At 65.8% G+C, this 25,701-nt stretch carries 14 protein-coding genes and 6 pseudogenes; 9 read left to right on the top strand and 11 right to left on the bottom strand.

Annotated elements, in window-relative coordinates; genetic code table 11:
* Positions 1 to 145: 145 nt before the first annotated feature.
* Together K7472_RS33840 and K7472_RS19350 are read right to left on the bottom strand one after the other, a co-directional pair.
* Positions 146 to 364: pseudogene (locus K7472_RS33840) on the bottom strand (hypothetical protein); the annotation flags it as partial.
* A 6-nt stretch (positions 365 to 370) separates the two neighbouring features.
* Complete coding sequence (locus K7472_RS19350; protein ID WP_222979750.1) at positions 371 to 979, bottom strand: TetR/AcrR family transcriptional regulator; 609 nt, start codon at positions 977 to 979, stop codon at positions 371 to 373.
* A gap of 83 nt (positions 980 to 1,062) precedes the next feature.
* On the opposite strand from K7472_RS19350, the pseudogene K7472_RS19355 reads away from it, so the two are divergent.
* From K7472_RS19355 to K7472_RS19370, 4 genes and pseudogenes are all read left to right on the top strand, one after another.
* Positions 1,063 to 1,489 (top strand): annotated as a pseudogene (locus tag K7472_RS19355) (nuclear transport factor 2 family protein).
* Positions 1,486 to 2,334, top strand: a complete 849-nt coding sequence (locus K7472_RS19360; protein WP_222979752.1) for an NAD(P)H-binding protein — start codon at positions 1,486 to 1,488, stop codon at positions 2,332 to 2,334. The pseudogene K7472_RS19355 and the gene K7472_RS19360 overlap by 4 nt, the downstream one beginning before the upstream one ends.
* A 540-nt stretch (positions 2,335 to 2,874) precedes the next feature.
* Positions 2,875 to 3,183, top strand: a complete 309-nt coding sequence (locus K7472_RS19365; RefSeq protein ID WP_222979754.1) for a HesB/IscA family protein — start codon at positions 2,875 to 2,877, stop codon at positions 3,181 to 3,183.
* Between the two features lie 682 nt (positions 3,184 to 3,865).
* Positions 3,866 to 4,550 (top strand): annotated as a pseudogene (locus K7472_RS19370) (transposase); the annotation flags it as partial.
* A 369-nt stretch (positions 4,551 to 4,919) separates the two neighbouring features.
* On the opposite strand, the gene K7472_RS19375 reads toward K7472_RS19370, so the two are convergent.
* The 6 genes and pseudogenes from K7472_RS19375 to K7472_RS32785 form a co-directional block, all read right to left on the bottom strand.
* The gene (locus tag K7472_RS19375; RefSeq protein ID WP_222979756.1) at positions 4,920 to 5,270 is read right to left on the bottom strand and encodes a hypothetical protein; all 351 of its coding nucleotides are present in this window, start codon (positions 5,268 to 5,270) and stop codon (positions 4,920 to 4,922) included.
* 760 nt (positions 5,271 to 6,030) lie between these two features.
* The gene (locus tag K7472_RS19380) at positions 6,031 to 7,152 is read right to left on the bottom strand and encodes an aminotransferase class I/II-fold pyridoxal phosphate-dependent enzyme (RefSeq protein WP_222979757.1); all 1,122 of its coding nucleotides are present in this window, start codon (positions 7,150 to 7,152) and stop codon (positions 6,031 to 6,033) included.
* Positions 7,153 to 7,161: 9 nt separating this feature from the next.
* Positions 7,162 to 7,860: a hypothetical protein gene (locus tag K7472_RS19385; protein WP_252395893.1), complete on the bottom strand. Its 699-nt coding sequence runs from the start codon at positions 7,858 to 7,860 to the stop codon at positions 7,162 to 7,164.
* A 6-nt stretch (positions 7,861 to 7,866) separates the two neighbouring features.
* A pseudogene (locus K7472_RS33715) lies at positions 7,867 to 8,367 on the bottom strand (Rieske 2Fe-2S domain-containing protein); the annotation flags it as partial.
* Between the two features lie 543 nt (positions 8,368 to 8,910).
* Positions 8,911 to 9,240, bottom strand: a pseudogene (locus tag K7472_RS33845) (IS630 family transposase); the annotation flags it as partial.
* A gap of 75 nt (positions 9,241 to 9,315) precedes the next feature.
* A pseudogene (locus K7472_RS32785) lies at positions 9,316 to 9,871 on the bottom strand (transposase); the annotation flags it as partial.
* Positions 9,872 to 10,349: 478 nt separating this feature from the next.
* Between K7472_RS32785 and K7472_RS19390 the strand changes: the two are divergent.
* Positions 10,350 to 11,411, top strand: a complete 1,062-nt coding sequence (locus K7472_RS19390; protein WP_222979761.1) for an NAD(P)-dependent alcohol dehydrogenase — start codon at positions 10,350 to 10,352, stop codon at positions 11,409 to 11,411.
* 585 nt (positions 11,412 to 11,996) lie between these two features.
* Here K7472_RS19390 and K7472_RS33480 read toward each other — a convergent pair.
* From K7472_RS33480 to K7472_RS19405, 3 genes are all read right to left on the bottom strand, one after another.
* Positions 11,997 to 13,694, bottom strand: coding sequence for an acyl-CoA dehydrogenase (locus tag K7472_RS33480; protein ID WP_222979763.1), 1,698 nt, complete (start codon positions 13,692 to 13,694; stop codon positions 11,997 to 11,999).
* Positions 13,695 to 13,703: 9 nt separating this feature from the next.
* Entirely contained in the window at positions 13,704 to 19,676 is a 5,973-nt protein-coding gene (locus tag K7472_RS19400; RefSeq protein WP_222979764.1) for a type I polyketide synthase, read from the bottom strand.
* A gap of 398 nt (positions 19,677 to 20,074) precedes the next feature.
* Positions 20,075 to 21,070 (bottom strand): methyltransferase, encoded by a 996-nt coding sequence (locus tag K7472_RS19405; RefSeq protein ID WP_252395895.1) that lies wholly within the window; start codon positions 21,068 to 21,070, stop codon positions 20,075 to 20,077.
* A gap of 644 nt (positions 21,071 to 21,714) precedes the next feature.
* Between K7472_RS19405 and K7472_RS19410 the strand changes: the two genes are divergently transcribed.
* From K7472_RS19410 to K7472_RS19425, 4 genes are all read left to right on the top strand, one after another.
* Positions 21,715 to 21,963: a hypothetical protein gene (locus K7472_RS19410; protein ID WP_222979766.1), complete on the top strand. Its 249-nt coding sequence runs from the start codon at positions 21,715 to 21,717 to the stop codon at positions 21,961 to 21,963.
* A gap of 116 nt (positions 21,964 to 22,079) precedes the next feature.
* Positions 22,080 to 23,969 carry an alpha/beta fold hydrolase gene (locus tag K7472_RS19415; protein WP_222979767.1) on the top strand — a complete coding sequence of 630 codons (1,890 nt, stop codon included), beginning with the start codon at positions 22,080 to 22,082 and terminating at the stop codon, positions 23,967 to 23,969.
* A 66-nt stretch (positions 23,970 to 24,035) separates the two neighbouring features.
* Positions 24,036 to 24,527, top strand: coding sequence for a hypothetical protein (locus K7472_RS19420; protein WP_252395896.1), 492 nt, complete (start codon positions 24,036 to 24,038; stop codon positions 24,525 to 24,527).
* A 352-nt stretch (positions 24,528 to 24,879) separates the two neighbouring features.
* Positions 24,880 to 25,697, top strand: a protein-coding gene (locus K7472_RS19425; protein WP_222979821.1) for an IS5 family transposase whose coding sequence is annotated in 2 segments (ribosomal slippage) — positions 24,880 to 25,228 and positions 25,228 to 25,697 — 819 coding nt in all. Because the reading frame shifts where the segments join, the coding sequence is not laid out codon by codon here.
* Positions 25,698 to 25,701 lie beyond the last annotated feature (4 nt).

The raw sequence follows: 25,701 nt of genomic DNA on the forward strand, positions 1-25,701 counted from the left end.
GACTGGAGTTCCTGGGTGAGGCTGGAGCACCTCGCGTGCCCGAAACGGTGTTCGCGCTCGGGGGTGTCCGGGGCAATCGGCGGGCGGTCGGCACGCGCGGGAGCTTGGCGAGCCAGGGCACCTTCGTGACGCTGCCGCTGTGGTAGGTGCCGGCGACCGCGCCGGAACGCGAGCGGCAGGGCGGGCCCGACGACGCGTCACAACGGGGGCAAGGATGGCGCTCAACGCCGTCGGCGTCGGACTCGAGTGCGGTTTGAGGCTCCGTCGTGGATCCGGGTCCCGAGCCGCTTTCGCCGATCGCTCTGGGTCGTGCTCCGGGAAGGGAACGTTTGCGAGAGGCCCCGCTGGTCGAGGACTCGTCGATCCTCGATCACTCCGTGGCGGTCAACCCTTGCGGCGGGCCGGGGACCAGGATTCTGGTAACGAAGTTTGCGAACTGTGCCCGCACTCTTTCCCGCGGAATGCGCTCTTCTCCGGCCAAGTGCTCGACGAGGTCGGCTCGGGTGGCGGCGAGCAGGGCGTGGGCGGTGAAGTCGCCGTCGGTCAGGCCGGGGATCTGCTCCAGTACGGCTTGGAGCATGCCGTGCCACTGCTCGTAGTGCTCCGCCTGGTACGGGCTGCCGCTCCCGCTTTCCTCCAGGGCCAGCGCGAGGCGCCGGTTGTCGAGTTTGAAGCAGAGGACGGCATCGAGCAGGGCGGTGACGCGATCCTGCGGTGGAGTCGCGGGCCCCAGGGGTGGTGGGCCGGCCTCGACGGCCTGTCTCATCGGTTCGAGCCGTGCCTCGTACAGCGCGCGGAGCAGACCGGCGCGATCCCCGAAGGCCCGGAAGAGCGTGCCCTTGCCAACGCCGGCCTCTGAAGCGACGTCGGCCATGGTGATGTCAGCGGAACTTTCACGGCGGGCGAAAAGGGCGTCGGCAGCTGCAAGCACGGCCTCCCGGTTACGGACGGCGTCTTTGCGGGATTTGCGCTCGGGCATGCTGCTCCTCCATTTGCAAAACGGACCTGCGGTCCGTATCGTAAACCGGACCCAGGGTCCGTATTCTGGAACTGGAGGTACCCATGTCCGTACCGACTGCTCCGGCGGATCTGTACCGGCACAGCCTTCGACTGCTGCTCGGCAAGACATTCCCGCGTGGGTCGCCCTGTGGGCTGAGGACGGGCTCATGGAGTTCCCCTTCGCTCCCGACGGCTGGCCCCGGCGTCTGTGGAGCGCAGGGAGGTCATCGCCGCCTACATGCTGCACTACCCCGACCACGTCGACCTGCATGACTTCCCCGATCTGCGGATCCACCAGACCACCGATCCGCAGACCATCGTGGTCGAGATGCGTGGCGTCGGCCGCCTGGTGGAGAGCGATGCCCCCTTCGATATGCCCTACATCGCCGTCGTGACCGTTCGAGACGGGCACATCACCTCTTACCGCGACTACTGGGACCCTGTCGGCGGCCAGGAGCCCGGTACCGACTTCATCGGGAGCAACCGATGACCACCGTCGGCACCACTCTGGTCATCGGCGCTACCGGCACCACCGTCAGCCGCACCGCTGCACAGCTGACGGCCGTAGGCCACCGCGTAAAGGCCGCCAGCCGCCGGGCCGCCCCGGTCGCCGGCGTCGAGCCGGTCCCCTTCGACTGGTACGACCCCGCCACCCACGCCGCCGCCCTCGACGGCGTCGACCACGTATCCCTCATACCGCCCCTGGGCGACTCCGACCCCGCGGCGACGATGCTGCCGTTCCTCCATCAGGCCCGCACTTCCGGCGTGCATCGCGCGGTGCTGCTGAGCTCCTCGGCCATTCCCGAGGGCGGCCCGGCGGTGGGAAAGGTGCATCAAGCCCTGCCCGATCTGTTCGAACAGTGGGCGGTGCTGCGCCCCTCGTGGTTCATGCAGAACTTCACCGGCGCGCACGTGCACGCCCGCAGCATCCGCGACGAGGGCGTCATCTGCACCGCCACCGAAAGCGGCCGGGTCGGCTTCGTCGACGCCGAGGACATCGCGGCCGTCGCCGTGCGCGCTCTGACCGACGAGCGAGCCCCCAACTTTGATCTCGCCCTTACCGGACCCGAGGCACTTAGCCACGACGACATCGCCACGATCATCACCGAGGTCACCGGCCGGCCCGCGGCCCACCACCGCCTGTCCTACGAGCAGATGCGCGACCGCCTCACGGCGCAAACGCCGGTGGAGTTCGCCGCAATGCTGGCCGGCATGGACCGTGCCATCGCCGGAGGGGCGGAGGACCGCATCACCGACACTGTCCAGCGCCTCACCGGTCGGCCCCCGCACGCCTTCCGCGCCGTCCTTGAGAGGGAGATGAGATGCAGCAGCTGATGTACCAGGACGATCAGCAGTTCCGGATCGAGCCCCTGCGTGATCTCGACCTGGCCGTCTACGGCGCTCGGACGTCGGGGAAGTCGTTGCAACCGCTTCCCATGTCCCCTCCGGCGACTGATGGCACGACGCCTGGCGGTCCACCGCAAAGCGTCTGGGGCCGAAGCCCGTGCAAGCCGCCCCGTCAGCGCGAGGGTCGGGCTGCTGCGGGTCTTGAGCTACTACCGGGTGGCCGAGTTCTTGATGCACGACAACCCCCACGACCCGCGCATCGACCACGCCCACCAGCGCGGCTTCGTTTGCTTCCGAGATGCCATCACCCCACCTCCCGGGCAGCACTCCCGTGGAGATGCGGTACGAGGACGCCGTATTGCACGGCTGCTTCTCAGAAGCTCACCGGACGTCCCAACGGCCCGCTTGGCACGGCGAACCGGCCGGATCAGGCCATGCCCGGTCACACTGCCGTGAACCTCAACTCGTTCTGAACCGTAGTCCTGTTGGTGCCCTACACGCAGGCGCACATTGACAGGAGGGCCAACATTGCCAGAGACGACATATGCGATCGAGCTCACCGAGGCGGCGGTAGCCAAGGTCACCGACCTGCTGCGGCGGGAAGAGCCCGGGCTGGCAATGCAGGTGTCGGTGCAGCCGGGCGGTTGCTCAGGCATGCGGTATCAGCTGTTCTTCACCGACAAATACGCCGAGGCCCTCGCCAAGATGCTGGCGGAGCGGGACGACGAGGGGTTCGCCGAGGATGACGAGCCGCAAACGGCGGCCCAACGGGCGGCTTTGGTCGCTGACAAGGTGTCGGTGACCTGGTTCGACCGCTTCGCGGTGGTAATCCCTTGAGCGGCCCCTACCTCGAGGGGGCGAGCATCGACTACCTGGACACGCTTCAGAAGTCCGGCTTCGTGATCGAAAACCCCAACGCGAACGGCTCTTGCGCCTGTGGGGACTCCTTCCGGTGAAGCGGAGTGGCGGCGACATCGCCGAGGTGCCGCTGGCCTGGCTGTGCGCAGAGGACAGTGCCAGCCGACTGCTCGTATGCAGCCAAGCGCCTTGGTCACAGGCGTCATTCGAGTACCGCGCCGCACACGACGTCCTGGCCTTGACACTGGTATTCACCTGCCCCCCCGGGCCCCCGGCGGACCTCGGAACACCGCACGCGCTCTTGGCCGATGACACCGAATGGGCCCTCTGGTGCCACGCGCGCCTCGACACTGGCCTCTGTAGCCTGCAGCCTGCGGACAAGCGACTGGCCGTGAGGGCCTTTCGTGGGCTGACGTCGAGCCGATTGGTGGGTGGCTCTCTCGACCAGACGCTGGAAGCCTGCGCGGTCACGGTAGTAGGCCGCGGAGCCGGCGTCAGTGTCGGTGTGGCGTCAGCCCGCCGCGTGCTCGATCCATGGGCCGAGCAGAATCACCCCGGCCGAGGCACCAACGTCGCGTAACGGGTCCCTGCCGCCCAGGGCAGGGACCCGCCTGACAACAGCACAGCGGCTCCGTAGGCATGTGCGTTCTCCGTTGACGGGTTGGTGGCGTTGGTCCGGCGTCGGGGTGGTGATGTCCAGCGCGGTCGGCCATGTCGGCTGCCTTTGGAGGACCGGGCATTGCTGGCAGCCACTGGCGCACGGACCTGACGTTGCGGCGGGTGGCTCCGTTGTTCGGGGCCTCGAACTCCGCAGCCGACAGGATCCTGGACCACCCGGCGCCCTTGCCGGCCATCTCGCCGGCGCACCGGCCACGCAAGGACACCGTCCACATCGTCGACGGCACCCTGGTGCCGACCGCGACCGCAATGTGGCCGCCTCCAACAAAACTACCGGTACTCCGCGAGTCTGCGGGTCGTGATCGATGCCAACATCCGTCTGGTGGCGGCCATCGGCATGCCGTTGCCCGGCAGCCGCAACGACTGCCGGGCTTTCACGGAATCCGGTGTCGACAGGGCCTGCCGCGGGGACGCCGACTGTCGCCGACGGCGGCTATCCGGGCACCGGCCCGGTCATCCCGCACCGCAGACGCCAAGGCCAAAGACACCCCAGCCCGCGGCAGGAAGCGGAGAACGCCGTCCACCGCAAGGCCCGAGCACGCGTGGAACACACCTTGTCACGGCTGAAGAGCTGCAAGATCCTTCGGGACTGCCGACTCAAGGGTCATGGCGTACACCAGGCCATGTTCGGTACCGCCCGACTCCACAACCTGGCTTCCACCGGCTGACTCACATCCCATAGGGGACAACCTCAAGCTGATGCACACCATTCGTTGCCGGCGCCGCACGCGGACAAGGGTGCCCTGAGGCGGAGAGTACAGATTGCGAGATGACGCGCCGGGAGATCAACCCCCAACAAGTGCCTCCATTCGTCACGCCGGGCCTCGCGACGTGCGTGATGCCCTGCCGTTGGCAGCGGGTCGGGACCTCGGGCGCTTGGTCGGCAAAGACATCGATGCGCTCGTGAAGTCGCGGTAGCCGATGGCCTGGGAGACGCTGATGCGCGGGCCAGGCAGTGCGCACAGCCGCGCTCGCGGAGCTTAGCGCAGCGCGAGCACGCCTGCCGGAACGGTACGAGCCATCAACGGTACGAGCCATCAAGGACGTCCACCGCGCCCGCCGGCGAGCCCAGATGACGACCGCTGCCAGACGGTCATGACGATGGATCTGTAGGCCATCCCGAGTGGCGTCGCCTCAAGAGTCGATTCGACGAGATCGCTCACATCGATCCAGGCCGCGCCTTGCTGAGTGCCGCAGGGCTCCTGACGCTCCGTAGCCGTCGTGTTGTATGTGTGAGCAGCTTGCAACTCCTGGTTCAACTCGTACCAGGCCGCAGCGTAGAGGACCTCCGCGTCGCGCAAGAGCGAGCGCAAGACGGCGCCCTCGCGGCACTCCTCTGCCTGGCGTGAGATCTGCAGCATCTCGTCTGTACCTTGTTGGGCGGTCATCGTTGCGTCCTTACCTTCGGGTGCGAGGTCACACCAGGTAGTACGGATGAGACTGCGACCGAACTATGCGGTTCGCGTCACAGAACTGTCACAACGATCTTGCGGCGCATCCGGGACAGGCCTTCGGACGGCCGACACAAGTGAGGGGAGATGCCCTCCTGCCAGGTGAGGACTTCTTACGGCTCGCGGACGAAGGCCAGGCATGGGCGTCCGCCCGCCGATGGATCGCTGGGTTCCGATGCTGTCGAGGTAGGGAGACAAGCCGCGCCAGCATATGAGTGCGTAGCTCAGCGTGAGGAAGGCTTTGTGGATCTCCCAACGAGTCCGCAGGCGATGGGACTGATACAGGTGGTCGTACGCGCTTCACGACCTGGCGTTGACCGCTCAGCTCGGAGCCGTGTTCAGTGTTGCGCGGGCGATCAGCGGAGCACCGAAGCCCAGACCAGGCGGCGGTACTTGTCCTGGTCGTCACCGTGATCGGCCGGCACCATGCCTGAGTGGCACCGGAGTCGGCCACGCTTGCCACGCACCGGCGGCGCCTTGCAGAAGTGACGTCGTGGCGTTTGCCATCGGCCAGAGCGACGGCGAGCGGGACTCCGGTGGCGTGGCCAAGACCAGCTGAACTTGGGCAGCTTCCTGTCGGCTTCGTCCGGGCCGACTGCTCCTCGGCGCTTCTCGGGGCGGACGAGGGCCCGCGTGGGGAACCAGGCTCCAACGCCTGGTGCTCGACGATCCGGCGCGCAGCGAACTGGTCTGCCCTTCAGCCTGTGCGAGTGCGAGCCTCGCTGGACCAGCGGTCTGTCGGATCCGCCAGACCGCGCAAGGCTGTGACGAGGCGGTCTATACGGCGTTTGTTGCGCAGATTGAGCCTTCCTCCACGCGGTAGCCCGAACAACGAGCCGGGGACCAGTTCGATCCCCATATTCTGCAAGCTCTCATAGGGGTCGGGAACAGTTTCGTCTGCGGATAGGTAGCAGGCGAAGCATTCACTGCCTGGGACCACTCGATACGGGGTGCCCGCGACGGCATCGACCAGCCGCCCACGGTTCTCCGCCGTTTCGCGTTGAGTCGTGCGCTGGTACGCCGTGTCGCTGAGAGCTGCTCGGCTGGCCATTATTGCCACGCTAGCCAGGCCGATGGGGTCGATCGTGTTGCGGAATGCCTCGCGAGCGCGATCGGGCACGACGATGAACCCGACGCGCAAGCCTGAAAGTCCGAGGAACTTTGAAAGGCTGCCCAGAAAGACGACGTTTTCCACCTCCCTGACCAGGCTCATCGATGAGCTTTCCGGGTAAATGGAATCTGCTTCATCGATTACGAACATCGTCTCCGGAGCCGCGAGGAGCATTGCACGAACTTCGTCGGGATGCCACACGCGCCCGGTGACCGCACTCGGGTTGGAGAGGATGATGAGCTCCACTTCCGTACTGACGCAGAAGCCGGCTACGTCCTCGGCTGAGATGATATAGGGGTAATCTGTGCGATCGAGAAATTTGATGGGCTTACGGGTTCGGCTGGCAAAATAATGAAAGCCTGGCCAGTCGGGTTTGCACAGCCCCACATTCCGGGCTATTGGTCCGAAAACGTCGAACGCGGTTCGGATTGCGTCCATGCCACCCGAGCAGAGGAATATGCTCCTAGAGTCGACATCGTAGAGATCGGACAGATCCTGCCGCAGACCCACGTCTTGTGAGTCCCAATGAAGCAGGAGGTGAGCCGATTGCGCTGATCGCACAGCATCCAGTGCCATCAGCGAAATGGAGTCGTTCTCGCAGCCATCGAGAAGACAACGGTCCTCTACCGGCGTGCCGTCGGAGGTGACAAGGCGAGTGGGAACCGCGCGAGCGGGTACGGAGAAAGGTTCGATCAGTTTGCCTGACACGACACTCTCCTAATTGATGAAATCGCGGGATGGGTGAGCACGAGGGTATTTTCGGAGGTACTCGTAGAAGCGGGCCACATGAGTGTCGCTCCGAGTGACGGGACCTGGTCGAAAATGCAGATCAGCCAGGACTTCGATGTCCTCAAGCAGGACACTGCGCTCCCACTCGAACGCTTTGAGTGCCTGACGCGCATCAGCTTCCGCGTCATCCGTTCGCTCTGCGAGGCCGACGATGAAGGCCTGGGTCAGCCCAGGGGCCGGAAGGGCGAGGCCATCTATGATGGCGAACCAGCGCCCGTCGATCTCACCTTCCAGAGTGAAGAAACTTGTACCCCATGTGGACCACACGGTTTCCATGAGTTCACCGCGAAATTCGTTGCGCAATTTGATCTGCGCACGGTACTTCTCGTAGAGAAAATTGCGGTCATCGACCAGATCTGCCGGATCGAACTGGACGCCGTGCAAAGCTTCCAGGTGCTGTATGTCCATACCGTTCGCACAGAACACGAACGGATCGATGTGCATGTCCACACCGAGCTCTCCAACGTGCCATACCAGTGCGTCGTCCGACGAGGACATCGAAGGAATCTCCCACAGTGGTTCGATTCCGTTGAAGGCCCACACCAAGCCGAAGCGTTCCGTAGTGGGAAACGAAAATATGCGCGCGTTACGTGGCGGATCATCCAGCAGGCCTGTTCCGGTTGCCACGCAAAGTCCCTGCTTATCCCATCGCCATCGGTGTAGCGGACATCTCACCGTGGAATCGACGACCTCGGCGCGAGAAAGGTCCGCGCCCAGATGGGTGCAGTACCCGCTCAAAACTTGGGCCACCCCTTCTGTATCGCGGAACACGATGACCTTTCCATCGAGAAAGGGGCGTGGCGTCAGCTTCCCTATGCCTACCTCACTGGACCTGCATATGGGAAACCATGATTGCGTGAAAACGCCATCCTCCCCTTCCGCGGGGATGGGTCTGCTCAGGAATCGGACAGGTGGAGGAACGATTCTGCACCCTGGCGTATTGGTGTGAGCTTCGTCGGAGATAGCCACAGAAGGGCCCCCATGTCTGACAGAGCCGACATGACGTTTAACCTTCATCAACCTAACAGCCGGGGTTGACGGCAGTCCATACCTGTGCCGCAAGTGGCTCTGCGTCTGCCGGATATATCCTATATGTTCCATTTCTGAGGTTGTACTCGTGATTCGCTCGGGCATTTACTGATGATTTCAGAATGAAATCGGTGTGTTGGTTTGGCAGTTGAGCGTTGTGTCGGCAGCCCTGTCGGGTGCCTGCTGATGTTGTGCCTGATGACCTGTGAGAACGCCTAGTGCCGTTGCTGCCTCTTGCTCGTCCGCCTCGGCGGGCCCGGGCGGTTGCCGGTGGATGACTGCGCCGCTTTCCGGGGGCATCGTCTACGTGCTGCGCAAGGGCGTGAGCTGGTCGGATGTATCTGCGGAGAGGGCCGTCAGCAGCGAGGTGGCCGCTTGGTACCGCTTGAGGGACTGGACCGAGGCTGGTGTCTGGCCTCGTCTGCACAAGGTCCTTCTGGCGGAGTTGCGGGCGGTCGGCCTGCTAGACATGGATGACGCGGCAGTGGACGGCTCGGACGTCAGGGCACTCAAAGGGAAGCTCACATCGGACCTTCGCCGGTCGACCGGGCCCGCCCCGGCAGCAAGCACCATCTGATCGTCGACCGGCACGGCTCCCCGCCCGATGTCATTCTGTCCGGCGGGAACCACCCCGACGTTCAGTGGAAACCGGCCGATCACCGTCTCCACACGGTCCAGAGTCCAGCGCTGGTCCTCCCAACCGCGCGCGGCCGGCCCCTTGGCCAGCTCCCCTTCCCACTGCGCGAACTGCTTCTCACTCAGCCTCGGAAGCGACGTCGACACCTGTGACCGCAGAGCCCGCGGACCACCCTCGTCCCACATTTACCGCCGCTGCACCGAGCGGACACTGACCCGCAGGTCCTCGGTGATCACCGAGCTCGCTTCGCCCTGGGCGAATCGTTCGGCGGCCCTGAGCCGTAACTCCTTGCGACACTATCGCCGTTCGGCAGCCAGCCCGCCGCATTGTGGATACCGCATACCTCGGTGGTACCGCATGGGCGATGAGCCGTCGGCCCCTACGACTCCATGAGTGCAATATCAGTAGACGGTGTCCTACATGGTGAGGTTGCGGAAGCGTCTGTAACAGCGGAGGGCGGGCTGCCAGTCCGAGGAAGGCCAGGTAGTTGCTGAGGTTGCGTTCGTATGGGTGGGTGAGGCGGCGGTAGCCCGTCAGCCAGGACGCGGTGCGTTCGATGACCCAGCGGCGGCGCCCGAGTCGATGCCCTAACGGGCGATGCGGACACCGATGCGCTTGCCCCATAGCCATCGCCACAGATGAGGGACGTCGTAGGCCTTGTCGGCATGAAGACGCACGGGCTTGGAGCCGGCTGCATGGAGTTCGTGTCCCATGTGGAAGTGGGGCAGTATCGGCTTGAGAGCGTGGCTGTCGTGGCTGTTGACCCCGGAGAGGACGACACGTAGAGGCAGTCCGTTCGCATCCAACAGGACACTGATCCTGGAACCCGGGCTTACCCGGTTCCACAGGGCTCGGGCCTGCAAGTTCGCCCCCTTCTTCAGCGCGGACGTGGGCAGAGTCGAGGACCGCGCGTGATAAGCCAACCAGTTCCTCGCCGCCCAGGACGTGGAGCACCTTGTGGTGCGGTCGTCCCACATACCGGGCCACGGTCTGACCGGCTTCTTTGAGCGTGTCATAGCCTTCATGGGGCCTGCGGCATCGTCGCGCTGGCTGTCGGAACCCGTCGGCGGGCGACCCGGGTTGCACGAAATCAGGTACGGCCAGTAGAAGCAGTTCGCGATGACCGCGTCGCGAAACAGGGCGAGCGGTCAGGCGGCGGAGCGACCTCCAGCGACGGCGCGGTGCCACGGCTGCTCGATGGAAGCGCGGCGGCCGCTGGGGCCACAAGCGCTCGGGAATGGCTGGACCGAGCACCGCAGGACCTGCACGCTCCTGGGTTGAGGACAACGCCTGATTCATCGTGCATTGAGATGAACGCGCATCGCTTAGCCTACGTAACTCTGTGTGGACACGCGCGGCCGGTCAAACGCATACGGCGGTGGGCAACCCCCGTAGGGCAGACGCGCCGGCGGCGGGGGAACGCCAGTTGGCTTCGTACTCGGGAGGCTTCATGAGCTATGACACCGTCGCCCTCGGCGCGCCAAGACCAGGGGCCGTGCTGCGGCCGGTGGCGATAACCCGGCGGGAACTCAGGCCGTACGACGTGCTGATCGATGTGACGTACGTGGGAATCTGCCACAGCGACATCTACGTGGCGGGAGACGCTAGGGCGAGCGCCAGCTCGCCGGCGGTACCGGGCCATGAGATCTCTGGGTTCGTAGCGGCCATCGGCGATCACGTGACGACCCACCAAGTCGGGGACCGGGTAGGAGTCGGCTACGTCGTCGACTCCTGCGGTGTCTGCGACCAGTGCCTCAAAGGCGCCGAGCAGCATTGCCTGTTGGGGCCTGTACCCGTCCACGGGGGCGTGGACTACTACGGACAGCACATGTATGGCGGCTACAGCCACCGGATTGTGGTGCGGGAGCCCTTCGTCCATCGAATCCCGGACAGTCTTGACCTCGCGGCCGCCGCTCCTCTGCTTTGTGCAGGTATCGTGCCCTACTCGCAACTTCGCTTCTGGAGAGTGGGGCCCGGCACCGCGGTTGCAGTGGTAGGACTCGGCGGACTCGGGCACATGGCCGTCAAACTGGCCGCTGCGATGGGCGCCCGGGTCGCTGTGGTGAGCCGATCCCTGAGGAAGCGGGAGGACGCCCTGAGATTTGGGGCGCACGAGTTCCACGTCGCGGGTGACCCCGCCGCTCTGGACCGCCTGCGCGGACGTTTCGATCTGGTCGTCAACACAGCCTCCGCTGTGCAGTCGCTCGATCCCGGACTCCGGATGCTACGGAGGGCAGGCACCATGGTGCTCACTGGACAATCCGAGGGGCCGCTGTCCGTTACCCCGGCAGTGCTGACCCGCAGCCACGGCCTGCTGGCCGGCGTCTCCGCCGCAGGAACCACAGAGACACGGGAACTCCTCGCGTTCTGCGCCGAGCAGCGAATCACCCCCGACATCGATGTCGTCTCCGCTGCCCAGATCAATGAAGTGCAAGCTCGGCTGGTCAGCGGAGAAGCCCGCTACCGTTTCGTTCTCGATGCCACCACCATCGGCATCGAGCGCCTTGCGTGAGGGAAGGAACGAAGGGATCGACCAGTACTCAACGGCGATAATTGGCGTGCTGTGGTCCGTCGCGGAGCCGCGAGGCCCGTCACGCCTCCTTCGGCGTGTTCGCCCCCCAGCCAGCGGGACGCGGGGCGGCGGCCGTGTGAACCGCTGACCCCGCGCGCGACCCGTTCGGCGGTGGCCCCAATGCGAACCGGGAGGGGCCGGGCACGCTTCGTTCAAGCGTACCGGTCCCCCCCCAAGACCGTGCTGTCGCACCTGGCATGCCTGGGTACGGGCGCGAGGAGTTGTGCCCCTCTTGGCCACCGTAGGCGTCCTGGCCCTTCACGACGGGGCCGACGATACGCCGCCTCTCTGGGCGCCGAGCGCCTGTCACGTGCTATCTCGTGCCACGCGTGGTCGTCAAGACCAGACTCGCGGCCTTATTCGCGCCCGCCGAAAACCTTGACGTGCTGATCGCCACTGCAAGCGATGCGGAACTCCATCAAGCTCTCCGTCACATAGAGCCTTATGCGTGTCCGCTGTCCAGCCCGACGCGTATGTGATGCCGATTCAGTCACGATCGGCCTGCGGCTTCTGGACGGCCCCCGACTATGTCAGCCAGCCGCGCAGCAGTGGTCCTGGCGTGCCGAGCAAGCCAACCAGGTCGTCCGCCCGAGGCGCGAGGGCCCGGCAGATGCCATCGATGCGTTCTGGCAGGCTCAGGACCTCATCGGCGGCAAGGATGCCGCGGGCAAGGTACCAACCGGAGTGGGGGGACACCTGTTGCAGGCAGAACAACTGGTAGAGGCCCTCGAGCAATGGGCGAACGGTGTAAGGGGCAACCGGGGCGTGCCACTCTTCGTACAGTGCCTCTGTCGTCGTGCGCACCGCATGGGCTTCGGCGAAGCGTGAGGCGAGTCCGGCCCGGTCGTTCCACGACTCGAACGTGGGGCGGTGCTCGGCCTCGGCCGTCCGCAGGCTCGTGATGAGTTCGGTGTGCAAGAGTCTTTCTCTGGTACGGAACATCCGTATCCAGCCGTCCCGAACGCGCTCGTCCGCAGGCGGAAGATAATCCTGGCTGTCTGCCATCGCCCAGGCGGAATCCAGAAGGATCATGCGGTTGTCGCCGCCGGCGCTCTGGAAGGCCAAGGTGAGCGCTTGATAGTCGATCAGCCGCCCCACAGAGAAGAATCCCGCGGCGCCGCACGCGGATCGACACCGGGACACAGTCGCGTCGGCGAGGACATCGGCGGTCACCTTGGCAAGCGCTGAGGCGCGCATCGCCGTGGCGGAGGGGCGGGTGCCGCACCCACCTCCCGGTGGTATGTGCCAGCAGTTCCGGGTCGCGCGGCGGGCTACGACGGTCGCCGCCAGCGCGTCCGCTGCGGCGCCGAACAGCAGTCGCTGCTGGCCGAGGAGGCGGATGGATGGGAGAGCGCCGCCGAGCCGGTCGAACGTTGTGCGGCGTTGCACGTACGGAAGGGCGAGGGCGACGCTCGCCCGTGCCACGGCCGCGAGCCCCGCCGTGACGGCGCCCCAGGCGAAGCGACTCATCCCGAGACTGCGCTGGGTTCGGGCAGTAGGTCCGTCCAGCGGATCGTGGAAGGAGCCGTCCTTCGTGATGAAGGCGCCGTCGTTGAGCCAGCGCCGATAAGGCACCCTGACGTGTTCGAAGCGGACCGCCGCGTAATCCATTGGAAGCAGCGAGGTATGCGGGTATGGATCGATCAGGACTCCGGGGCGGGGGCCGGCGTCGTCTCGCAGGGGGACGAGGAAGAGGGCCGTCCCACGATCCGCTCCGCCGACCCGCAGCCGCGCGCTGACCACGCCGACTCTGGCCACACCCTCCAGACCGACACTCGCAGGGTGCTTGGCCGCTTCATGGGTAGGGGTGTGCAGGATGAATTCGCGGGCCTCAGGGTCGAAGTGAGCCTCGGTGCGAACAGCGTTGCTGCTGTTGCCGTGCCCCAGTTCGGTCATCAGCGGGGTACCGATCCACCGCCCCGAGGAGAGTTCGGCCAGGTCGGACTCGTCGGCACCCTGGTCCAGTGCGGGCCCGATCGTCATGCAGTGGTGCAAGAACATCGCGTGGAACAGCCGTGGGTCGACCACTGCGCTCAGTTCCAGCAATGTGCGCAACCGGCCGTGGTCCGCCAGAAGGGGCTGGTCGTCGTTGAGCCGAGCCTGGAGGTGGCGTAGCCCCAGGTACGGGGAGGCCAGGTATGAAGGGTCGCCGACCGCGTTGGGCGGGACGAGGATGGGGTCGGTGAACATCTCAACGAACTCGTCGTAGTGGGTGGTGGTCACGGTCGTCGTCTACTCCTCGGTCCAAAGGTCCGTCCGGGTCTCAGGGGGCATGCCAGCTGGGCGTCGTCCGGCTCCCGGCTGGTCGGGGGCTCCGTCCGTGCCGGTGCCGTACCAGCGCCTGATCATCTCGGCCGGCACTGTCACGTGATCGGTCAGCATGGTGAAGTGGTTGCCGGGTATGCTGAGCTGGCGGTGCGGCAATTTCCATGGTCTGCTCTGCCAGTCCGTCGGGACCTCGGGCACTGGTTCCCGCGCCCGCAGCAGCAGGGTCGGAGTCCGGATCGGGCCGGGCTGCCACCCCGTGAAAAGCTGAAGGTAGCCACCGGACGCGGTGAGCCGTTCAGTACTGAGGCCGGACGTTGTGAGCGGCTGCCCCAGCGCTGCCGCGCTGCTCAGCAGTCGCGGCAGTAGTTGGGTCCATAGGAAGTCGTCGGGCCAGTAACTGTCGAGGAGGACCACACCGTTCGCAGGACGCCCCAGCTCTTCGAGGTGGGCCGCCACCGCGTGGGCGACCAGCCCGCCGGAGGAGTGCCCGCATAGCAGCAGCGGCCCTGAGCTCATGAATCGGTCCAGGACGGTGGTGTGTGCGGCCACCAGGGCGTCGAGGCCGCGTGGGAGGGAAGAGCCGACTGGGAAGCCTGGGTGGGGAAGGGCGAGCACCTGGCAGCTGTCGTGCAGGGAGCGCGCGAGCCGAACATATTCGTGTGGTCCGGCGGCCGGCAGCAGCGATGGGAAGAAGATCAGGGCCGGGCCCGTCTCCACCGTGCCCAAGCGCACCGGCTCGGACGCATGCTCGCAGGCGGCGTCGGCCGTGAAAGTCGGCCGAAGCCGCGCCGCTGCGCTGACCAGATCCAAGGCCGCTTCTCCGTGTCCGGTCCGGCAGGCGTGCTGGTAGAGGGCCGACAGCGTGTCGGGCAGCCCTGGTGAGCGCGGTAGTGGTAGGCAAGCTTCGGGCAGTGTCGGCTGTGTCGCCGAGCGATCCCTTGAGGAAGACGGGAGTTGTTCGTGAGTGCCGGTGCGTTCCTGCAGCAGTCTCCACAAGTGGGAGGCCAGTGCGCGGGGTGTGCCTTGATCGAGAACGACGGTGGCTGACAGTGGCATGCCGAGAGTTCGTGCCAGCCGGGTACGCAGTTCGGTGGCGGCCAGCGAGGCGGTTCCGAGTGTCAGGAAGGCCGCGTCGGCGTCGATGCCGGTGACGTCGCCGTGACCGAGGACTCGGGCAGTATGGGCGAGGACCAGGACGAGTAGACCTTCCACCGTCCTCGGAACCGAAGCGGGCTTGACCGGGGTCTCGGTGACCGGCGGCCCGGCCTCGGAGCCTGATGCTGGTCCGCCCGGCAGCCAGTAGTGCTTGTGCTGAAAGGGATAACAGGGCAACTCGACGTGACGGCTGGGAAGGCCGGCGAACGACTCCTGCCATGCGACGGGCACTCCGCTGGTGTAGGCCTCCGCAGCCGACAGCAGCAGACGTCGTCGGCCACCTTCGCCGCGCCGCAACGTGCCGACAGCGGTGACAGACCGGCCCGCCGTGTCGGCGGCCTCCTGGATGTGCTGGACCAAAGCGGGGTGTGGACTGATCTCGATGAAGGCGGTGTGCCCGAATTCCATCAAGGCGTGGACAGTCCTGTGAAACTCCACTGGCCGACGCAGATTCCGGTACCAGTACCGGGCGGTCAACTCCTGGGAGTCCAGTTGGCCGGCGACGACGGTGGAGAAGAATGGGATCTTGGCGGCTCCAGGCCGTATCCCGTCGAAGTCCCGCAGCAGCCGCTTCTTGATGCCGGACACCGAGGCACAGTGGGAGGCGTAGTCCACGTCCAGGGGCTTCGTGTATACGCCTCGTCCGCGTAGTTCGGCCACAAGCTCCGAGACCGCCTCCGCGGCGCCGGACACCACGGTGGAACTCGGACCGTTCTCCACTGCCAAGGACAACCGGCTTTCGAACCTGGCCAAATGGGGCGACAGCTCATCCCGGGAAAGGGCGACGGCCGCCATCCGTCCGCCCGCCAATTCGCGGACTGCGAGGGCCCGTCGCGCGACTACGAGGACGGCGTCCTGCAATGACAGGGCTCCCGACACATGGGCGGCTGCGATCTCCCCTTGGCTGTGGCCGACCACCGCGTCCGGGCACAGACCTAGCGAACGCCACACCTCGGCGAGGGCAACCATGACCGCGAACAACGAGCACTGCGCGACCTCGACCCTCTGCAGAGAGGGGTGCCCCGGCGCCCCTCTAAGAACCGCGGTGACGGAGAAGTCGACATGCGGGGCGAGAGCCTGTTCGGTCGCCGCGATCGAGCGCGCGAAGACCTCTGAATCACTGAGCAGTTCTCCAGCCATTCCCGCCCACTGCGCGCCTTGTCCGGGAAAGACGAAGACCACCTTGCCCGTGGGAAGCGCCGTACCGACCACTGCGTCATCGGACACGACACCTTTGGCGACCGCGTCGAGGCCTGCGCGCAGACCCGGTTCGTCCGGTGCCACGACAACCGCCCGGTGTTCGAATCGCGACCGGGAGGTGGTCAGCGCTCTGCCCACCTCCCGCGGGTCCGCTCTGCCCACACGGGTCACCAGCTTCGCCGCGAGCGCGCGCAGAGCCGACGCGCTGCGCGCGGAGAACACCCACGGCACTGGGCCGCCGACCGCCGAATCTGGTCTGGTCGGCGTAGGAGGGACCGGTGGAGCGGCGGGAGGTTCGCGGAGGATGACGTGGCCGTTGGTGCCACTGATCCCGAAAGCCGAGACTGCAGCGTACCGAGAGCGATCCGAACGAGGCCAAGGCCTGGCGCGTGTCAACAGTCTCAGTGGCCCTGGGGGATCCGCAGTCACCGGCGCGCGGGGCCGGCCGGTGTGCAGGCTGGCCGGCAGCATCTCGTTCTGCAACGCCAAGACGGTTTTGATGACTCCGGCGATGCCGGCTGCGGCCTGGGTGTGACCGATGTTCGACTTGAGCGAGCCCAGCCATACCGGCCATTCCACGTCACGGTCGGCACCGTAGACCGAGCGCAGCGCTTCGGCCTCGATCTGGTCCCCCAGCGGCGTGCCGGTCCCATGTGCCTCGATCACGTCGACCTGCCGGGCAGTGACGTGGGCGTCGGCCAGGGCCCGGCGCAGTACCTGCTGCTGCGCGATTCCGTTCGGTGCAGTCAGTCCGTTGCTCGCACCGTCCTGATTCACAGCGGAGCCGGCGACGATGGCGAGCACCGGACGGCCGTACCGTCGGGTGTCGGACAGTCGGCCCAATATCAGGACGCCGACGCCCTCGCCCCACGCCGCGCCATCCGCTTCAGAGGCGAACGCTTTGCAGCGGCCGTCGGGCGCCAGCACGCCCAACCGGCTGAAGTCGACGAACGGAGCCGCAGTGCCCATGATCGTCGCGCCTCCAGCCACAGCCAGGGAGCACTCTCCGCGACGCAGCGCTTGTACGGCGAGGTGCAGGGCGACGAGGGAGGAGGAGCAGGCCGTGTCGACCGTTAGGGCGGGACCGGTCAGGCCCAGTGTGTAGGAGATTCGGCCGGAGGCGACACTTCCCGCATTCCCGGTCATCAGCAAGCCGTCGTAGGCCGCGGGCGCCTCGGTGAGGCGAGGCGCGTAGTCGGATGCCATCTGACCGATGAAGACACCGGTGTCGGAGTCCCGCAGAGAGGTGGGATCGATGCCTGCCTGTTCCAGCGCCTCCCAGGTGGTCTCCAGCAGCAGTCGCTGCTGAGGATCCATGGCCAGCGCCTCACGTGGTGGGATGCCGAAGAAGCGCGCGTCGAAACCGGCCGCCTCGGCCAGGAAGTGGCCGAGACGGGTGACGGAGCGGCCTGGACGAGAGGGGTCCGGATGAACCAGGGCGTCGATGTCCCAGCCACGGTCGGTGGGGAGCGGGCCGACCGTTTCCCTGCCCTCGTCAAGCAACCGCCACAGGTCCTGTGGGCTGTGTACACCGCCTGGCAGCCGACAGCCCATCCCGACGACAACGACCGGGTCGTCGTCGCCCGGACCAGCCGCAACGACGGCCTCGGCTGGCCGGTCGGCGGTGATCGGCCGACTCGTACAGGACCCCATGGCTAGCTCTACCAGATGGCGACCCAGCGCCTCGGGTGTGGGATGGTCGAACACTGCGGTTGTCGGCAACGGCAGACCAGTCGTCGCGGACAACTCGATAGCCAACCGCACGGCGCCCATTGAGTCGAGGCCCAGTTCGCGGAACCTTCGTCCGGCAGCTGCCTCCTGTTTGACGTGGAGTATCGCGGTGAGCTTGTCTCGAATCAACGCCAATGCAGTCAGGTGCCGTTGGGCAGCAGGCTCGGCGATGACCCGCTCTCGCCAACTTCCGTCCTGTGGCAAGGCATGCGATGTGTTGCGTTCGAGGAGTTCGAGGAGTTCGAGTAGTCGACCGCGGGCTACTTTGCCACTGGGAGTGAACGGCACCTCGTCGACGAGGACCAGTTCCACCGGCAACATGTAGCCCGACACGCCCTTCGCTTGGAGGTGCGCCCGGACGGTTGCCAGGTCGAGGACGGCGCCGGAACGCGTCGCGGCGATAAGGCACGGGTACTGCCCGAGCCTCGCGTCCGGTCGGCCCACGAGGGCCGCCGCCGCGAGTTGCGGCATGTCATCGAGTAGCCCTTCGACTTCCGGCGCGCTGAACTTGACGCCACCGACGTTGATAACCTCGGCTGTCCGCCCTCGGAGGCTGAAGGTGCCGTCCGGGTTTCGCGTGGCCAGATCACCGGTGCGGAGCCAGCCGTCCGGCGTGAAAGCCGCCCGGGTGAGATCCGGTTGGCCCAGGTAACCACGGAACAGGTGCGGTCCACGGTATTGCAGTTCTCCAGGATGGCCGTCACAGCGAACCCGACCGTCGTCGTCCACGACGCGTGCGCTGCTTCCAGTTAGCGGACGGCCGACGCTGCCGACTGCGACTTCGGGCGGATCGTCGGCGCGGGTCACCATCCCTGCGCCTAGTTCGGACATTCCCCACTGAACGACAGTGGCCGCGCCTGTCAACCTCCGTACGTCGGTCACGAGCGAGCCTGACACCGGTGCGCCGCCCGTCCGTACCTCTCGCAGTCCGAGACGTCCGGGTTTCGGTTCGTAGTCCAACTCCCTTGTCAAATCCCGCAACTGGGCAGGCACCGCGAAGAGCACGCTGGCACCGGTGCGAACCATGAGGTCACGGCAGAGTTCGGCATCCCAGCGCGGGAGCAGGGCTTGGCGACTTCCGGTGAGCAGGGACAGATGGACGGACAGCAGCCCGAACAGATGGGTGAACGGGCTGGCGCTCATCATCGTGTCGCCTTTGCCGGTCCCGCCCTCCAGTGCCACCTGCGCGGCGTTCGCCAACAGTGCACCGTGGTCGTGCATGCAAAGCTTCGGCTGTCCGGAGACGGTGCCCGATGACGGCAACAGAACGAACGGCGCGTCCGGAGCTAGAGCGGCCTCCTGAAGGCGGGCATCACGGTGACCTTCGACCAAGGAGGCGAACGTTCCCTCATCCGCGCCCGGTCCAGGCCCGGGGCTCGGCGAGCCAGGTCCGCCGACGGTCAACACGTGGTCCAAGGAGGAGGCCTTGAAGCGCAACCGGTCGCTCAAAAGCTCGCCGTCGACGGCTCGCCGTGCGGCCGGCAAAATGAGCAGGCGGGCCCTCGCGCGCTGTATCAGAGCAAGCAAATCGCGCTCCTGGTAGGCGAGGTGGAGAGGCATCAGTACCGCGCCTATTTCGGCGACGGCGACGTGAGCCACCAGGAACTCCCAGCAGTTCGGAAGGTGGACGGCGACTACGTCGCCGGTGTCGATACCCAGGTCTCGCAATCCTGCGGCCAGCGCGCGGGATTCGCCGCGCCAGTGGCTCCAGTTTCGCGGCTCACCGGAGCCCAGGACGGCCGGGGCGGCACCGAAGGTCTCCCGAGCTGACTCGAAGACCTCAGGCAGGGTCCGACCGTGTTGGTCCGACGGTGCCGCAAAATTTGAGAGATAGTCACGGACTGTGATCACCGCAAATCCTCGGTCTGTTGTAGTCGGCGCAGGGGAGGAGGCGAAGAGGCACAACGAGAAGTCGTGTCGCTTCGACGAGGCTCAGCTGTGTCTGCGATCAGCGCTAAGCGACGCAGGGTAGTTCGAGATGTGAGCTAACAAGCCATGATCTTCCGGTGGTCGGACACCCCCCCGGATACGAAAGGGCCTCGGAGCCTCGCAGTAGGCATGCGCCGACGGAGCTTGCCGATTTCCTGGGGCGCGGTGTTGTCCCGGGGCGATGTGATTAGGGAAGCGCGGAGCGGCCGACGGCGACCTGATCCTGGGCCCAGGCAATTTCCCACACCCCCTCGGAAGGAACCAGTGCCGCTTGGTACCCCATGACCAACCCAACAACCGACGGCCGGGAATAGGTCACCTCAAGAGCGGACCGCGACGAGAGCAGCGTTGGCGCCGGCAGCATCGAGTGGTATAAGCGAGGGCTCTTCGAACCCGGCCTCGGTCAGCCACGTCTCATAGTCTGTTTGGGAGTAGTTCTGGCCGCCATCGGTCAGGACGAGCATGTTCATCCCCATGAGCGCCGCACTGCGGGGTCCGGTACGTTCCGGGTTGAGAACGAGTTCGCACACCATAACGGTGCCACCTGGTCGCAGCGCCGTGTGGCATTTTGCCAGTATACGGCGGTTGGTGGTCTCGTCCCAGTTATGGAGGATCATGCTCAGGAGGATGAGGTCGTATCCAGTCGGCAGCGGCTCATCACTGTGAAAGTCCCCGGTGAAGGTGGTAACAGCATGGTCCATACCTGCGGCCGCGATTTTCTGCTGGGCGATATCGCACACATGTGGGAGGTCGAAGACTGTGCCTGACAGGTGAGGATGGCGGCGGCACAACTCTGTCAGGAATGCACCAGAACCTCCGCCGACGTCCAGCACCCGCGAATACCCCGTGAAGTCGCATGTGTCGCCAAGCACCTTTGCTGTGAAGGTGGACAGGGAATGCATCGCCTCCAAGAAGAGATCCCTCATGACCGGGTCCTGCGGGATAAATGGAGACTCTTGGGCTTCAGGATCCCATGCGGTAGGCTGATTCTTGCGCAGTGCGTCGACGATATGGTGCCAGGCCGGGTACTCGCGTTGGTCGCTGAATCGGACGAAGCTACCGAAGTAGAAAGGGCGGCCGATTACTAGAAATTTTTCCGCCAGGGCAGTGTTGCGATAGCGATCGCCTGACTTCTCCAGCAGCCCAAGGGACGCGCACGCGGCCAGCAGAGCGTCGGTCGGCCGACGTTCGAGCCTGAGGACGGTGCACACCGCTTCGCAGGTAGCGGGGCCGCGTCGTGAGAAGTGTGTGAACAACTCGAGTCCGATCGCGGCAGTGAGGGTTTTAAACCCCCAGAACCCGGTCACCAGTTCCATCAAAGGGATGGGCGTCAGATCGTTGTCTTTCCGTGCCGTAACTCGCGACTCTTCCACTGCTGTGGCCTCCATAAGCATCGGCATTCTTCAGTACCACGGGAATCGACAACGGTGTCGGTGAGATATTCGGTACACGATGGATTGTGTGGCTCCGCGGCCGTGGGGTGTACCACGGATGTCCAGTTGTCTTGATAGCACCGCGTGTGTCGACCCGCCAGCCCCTTGGCGTGGGCCGCGATAGACGTTGCTGAGACGGCGACACATGGCGTGTGATGGCTTGACAGGAGAAGGCACACCGCTGCTGAACTGCGGTAACACCGTTGACTTCTGGGGGCATGGGCAGGGGCTATCGCGTGTGCGTGCCATTACGGGTCGTCAAGACGGGTACGCAGAGGCGGACAGATCGGGGACGTGGTCCCTGTACCAGCCGCAGGGTGATACTGCGAAGATGCCGACCGATGGTCACCAAAGCGCCGATCATGCTTGTCGCGTCGCTGTTTGAGTGGCCTCCGGCTGGGCTTGCGCGCCGATCTGTGTGCGCCGTTCATGGGAAATACGGAAACGCATGGTTAGCTCCGCTGGATCTACTCGCCGGCCAGCGAGACGGACTATCCGAGTCCGGGGGAGCGGGAAGGGAGTGCAGGATGGTTCGGACCCACGAGTCGCTCGTAGCCAAGTGGGCGGAGAACACTGTGGTCGGCGACGACGGATTCCGCGCGAGTGAAGCCGAGGCGGTGGTGCCGGCGCTCGGTGCCACCGAGGTGAAGATTGTCACCCCGCGAGAGACGCCGACCGCCTGGTGGATCGGCCATCACGTGGTCGAAGAACGGCAACCGGGTGTGAGTGCCCGCCGTGGGCTCTCCGTTGCGGAGCTGCTGAGCCACCTCGGTTGACGGCCGCGCCCAGGATTCCACTACCACCCCACCTGCGGTGCCGGGGTCTTGGGCGTGCATGCACCCATGCGAGAGGGACCGCCCAGCCCCAGCCTTCACCACCTCGGGAGACACTTATGGGCTTCGGCGACGACCTCGACGCCGTGCTGCGCAAGGCGGAAGTGCTCACCTCCGTAGGTCAATTGATCGGAGCCCTTGAGCAGCTTTCGGCGCCCGTGGAACTGGCGCCGGGTGGTTTCCTCGCATGGGACGTCGGCCGGTACGCTCTTCCACGCTCCTGGGCACCCGCGGTGCCGGCCTTGGATCGCCTCTTCGGCCATCCCCAGGTGCTGGGCCTTGTCGTTGCGCGGGGCGCCGCCGCGCTGGGGCTTCTGGCACCCCGTATCGGCCGCCCGGCCAGGGCAGCGCTATCGTCCGCGATGTGTCTGACGTCGTACGGCCTGCAGGCCCGCACTCGATACGGGTTCGACGGGTCCGACCCTCTGGCCTTCGTTACCTACGCCTGCGCGGCGTTGGAGAAGGCGAGTGGCGGTGACCGGCGAGCCAGGGAGGCAGTGGTGGCCTTCCTAGCGGCCCAGGCTTGCCTGTCCTACGCCACGTCCGGGGCGGCGAAGCTGGCTTCCCCGGTGTGGCGGGACGGGTCAGCCATTCCGCGGATCTTCCGCACTGAGGCCCTCGGCGACGCCTTTCTCCACCGGGCGGTACGTGATCGACCGTGGCTCGCGAAGACGCTCTCCTGGTCGACCATCGCCGGCGAACTGGCCTTTCCTCTCGTGCTTGTGGCGCCCCGCCCGGTCGCCCGAGCCATCCTCGCTGCCGGCCTGGCGTTTCACCTCGGCAACGCGCGCTTCATGGGACTCAACCGTTTCGTCTGGTCTTATTGCGCGACGTACCCGGCCATCGCGCATGTGTCGCGTTCGCTTGGACCTCCAGGCAGCAGGCGGAGGTGGGAAATTGCGCCAGCCGTCGGTCTCGCGGTACGGGCAGGACGTCCCGTAGGCGTAGCGGAGGCCTCGTCACGCGGTATGCCGCCCTGCGGTGCCGTTGCCGCGCTCGCCCTTCTGACATGTGCGGGGGCCGGCGCCGCCGCGATACGGCTGGCGCGGACACAACGGATCGCCCGGGCGCATTCAGCGCCCGGCAGGATGGTGCGCTTCGGTCACCGCGACGTACATGTTCTCGCGGACACGGGCTCGGACGGTCCGACTGTGGTGTTCGAGAGTGGGATGGCCTGCCCCGTCACAGCCTGGTCGTGGGTGCTCCGCGGTCTCGGCCCCGATGTCAACTATGTGGCCTACGACCGGCCCGGCCTTGGCTGGAGCGCACCGGCCCGTTGGGCGCGGGACGCTGAGTGGAACACTGAGGCGCTGGTCGCGTTGCTCGCTCGGGTGGGAGCGAAGCCGCCCTTTCTCCTGGTGGGGCATTCGGTAGGCGGAGTATTGATTCGCTGCTTTGCGCGTCGTCACCTGGAGTTGGTTTGCGGCCTGGTGTTCGTCGACTCCTCACACCCCGAGCAACTTCACCGTTCCGCCGGACAGCGGGAGACGCTCCCCTGGGTTCGGCAGCGGTTAACCACCCAGTGGATTCAAGCAGTTATCGGCGCATCGACTGCGGGTCAAGCCGACGCATCAGTAACTGGTCCCTTCAGCTACCTGCCGGGCGAGACCGCAGGGATGACCGAAGCGCGCATGTCTGTGCCCGCAACTTGGTGGTCCGCCGGCCGGGAATTGCGCCAATGGAGCCGCTCCTGGTCGCACGACGCCTCGCGGCTCAAGACATTGTCGTCGACTCCGGTAGCGGTGCTGACGGCGGGGCGAACGGCCCTTTCGGATCCGGCTCACCTGGGGCTTCAGCGAGAACTGGTCGAGTTGTCGACGTTGGGACGGCACGACATCGTAGCCGGCGCAGGGCACAACACCCTGGTGACTCGTAAGGAGTACGCCGAACGTGTGGTTGCCAGCATCAAGTGGGCTCTGGCCCAGAACACGGCGGACATCCATGCTTGACCCGGACGGACCTCCTGTCCTCAGCCCCCAGCCGACGCGCCCCTTCGCCGGTACGGGCTGTACGGGTTGCTGCTCATCTGGTTCGGGTTCACGGTGGCGCAGCAGTTTCGTAAGCAGCCACAGTGGCTCGGTGCGGTCGACCCGGGGCACGCCCTGTTTCCGGTCTCTACGTACTTCGCTCCCAATCCGGCGGCCGAGGACATCCACCTCCTCGTCAGACACCAGTTGACAGACGGCGCCACCACCCCGTGGCGCGAATACCCGGTGATCCAGCGGCGGTCGCTGCGGCAAATGGTCTGGCATCCCGGCCGACGGGCCGAAAAGGCCCTCCTCGACTTGTCCTCCGACCTCACGTCGGTATTGCGTGGTGAGCGGCGTGAGGAGTTCGTGCAGACCTCGATCCCGTATCTCACGCTGTTGAGTGTCGTCTCTCACCGCTGTCCGGCTCCCGAGGGCGCCGAACGCGTGCAGTTCCAACTCGTGGCGTCCCCCGGTCGGGAAAGGACCGAGGAGCCTCGCAGTATCTTGGCATCTACGTTCCACAACCTACCGAAGTAGGCGGATGCGCGAAGCGCGACTCAAAGGCAGGCCCGAGGCCTTTGGCGTAGAAGACGGACGAAGTCGGCCCTGAGCTGCTCACCGCTTTCCGATGACCGAAAACGTCGTGAATCAGGTCTCCGCCTCGCCGTCGCCCCAACCCGACGCCACGTCTTTGTCCCGTACTTGAGACGCTTCTCGCGAGCGGAGCCCCGAGCACACCAAACGATCGCCGCAGGAGGCCGGAACGGCCGGGTACGTACGGTGACGGAACGCTCTCGTTCACCCTGGCCCTGGCCCGAACTCAGTTCGGCGAAGAGGCAGATGCCTTTAGACCGTGTCCTACGTGGTGAGGCGGCCGTTTGGTCTCGGCATGGGGCGGGGTACGTGGAGTTGGATTGTTCCGGACGGGCTGTGGGAGATCGCGAAGCCGCTGATCCCGCCGTCGAAGGTGCGGCCACAAGGCAGCGGAACACAGGACACCCCTGATGAGACGCTGTTCGCGGCCATCATCTACGTGCTGGTCAGCGGCTGCGCCTGGCGCCAACTACCTCCCTGTTTCGGCATATCGAAGTCGACTGCCCACCGTCGGTTCCTCATCTGGTCGCGAGCCGGCCTCTGGGGACGACTACACGAGGCCGTGCTGCATCGGCTCGACGATGCCAGCCTCATCGACGTCACCCGCGTCGTCCTGGACATCGTCCACGTAAGGGCTAAAAAAGGGGCGAACACACAGGCCCGAGCCCCGTGGACCGGGGCAAGCCGGGTTCCAAGATGCACATCCTGTCGGACGCGAACGGACTGCCCCTGGTCGTCGGCGTCTCGGCCGGCAACACCCACGACAGCGAAAGGCTGAAGCCCATGGTCGAAGGTCACCAAACGAGACACGACCCCCACCGCGGCCGCCACTTCAAGCCCCAGCGCCTCCACGCGGAGAAAGCCTATAACCGCGCCGACCTGCGGAAATGGTTACGTGGCAAACGCATCGGAGTACGGATCGCTCGCAAAGGCACCGAATCCAGCGAACGATTGGGCCGCCGCCGTTGGGTCATCGAGCGAACAATGTCCTGGCTATCCGGCTACCCAAGCTTGAGCCCTCGTTACGAGCGCGATCCCCGCAACTACCTGGCCTTTCTCGGCCTCGCTGCCGCCCTGTGCTGCTCCAAACGACTCGTCCGCCTCACCACGTAGGACA

The sequence above is a fragment of the Streptantibioticus parmotrematis genome, from assembly GCF_019890615.1.
GTDB lineage: Bacteria > Actinomycetota > Actinomycetes > Streptomycetales > Streptomycetaceae > Streptantibioticus_D > Streptantibioticus_D parmotrematis.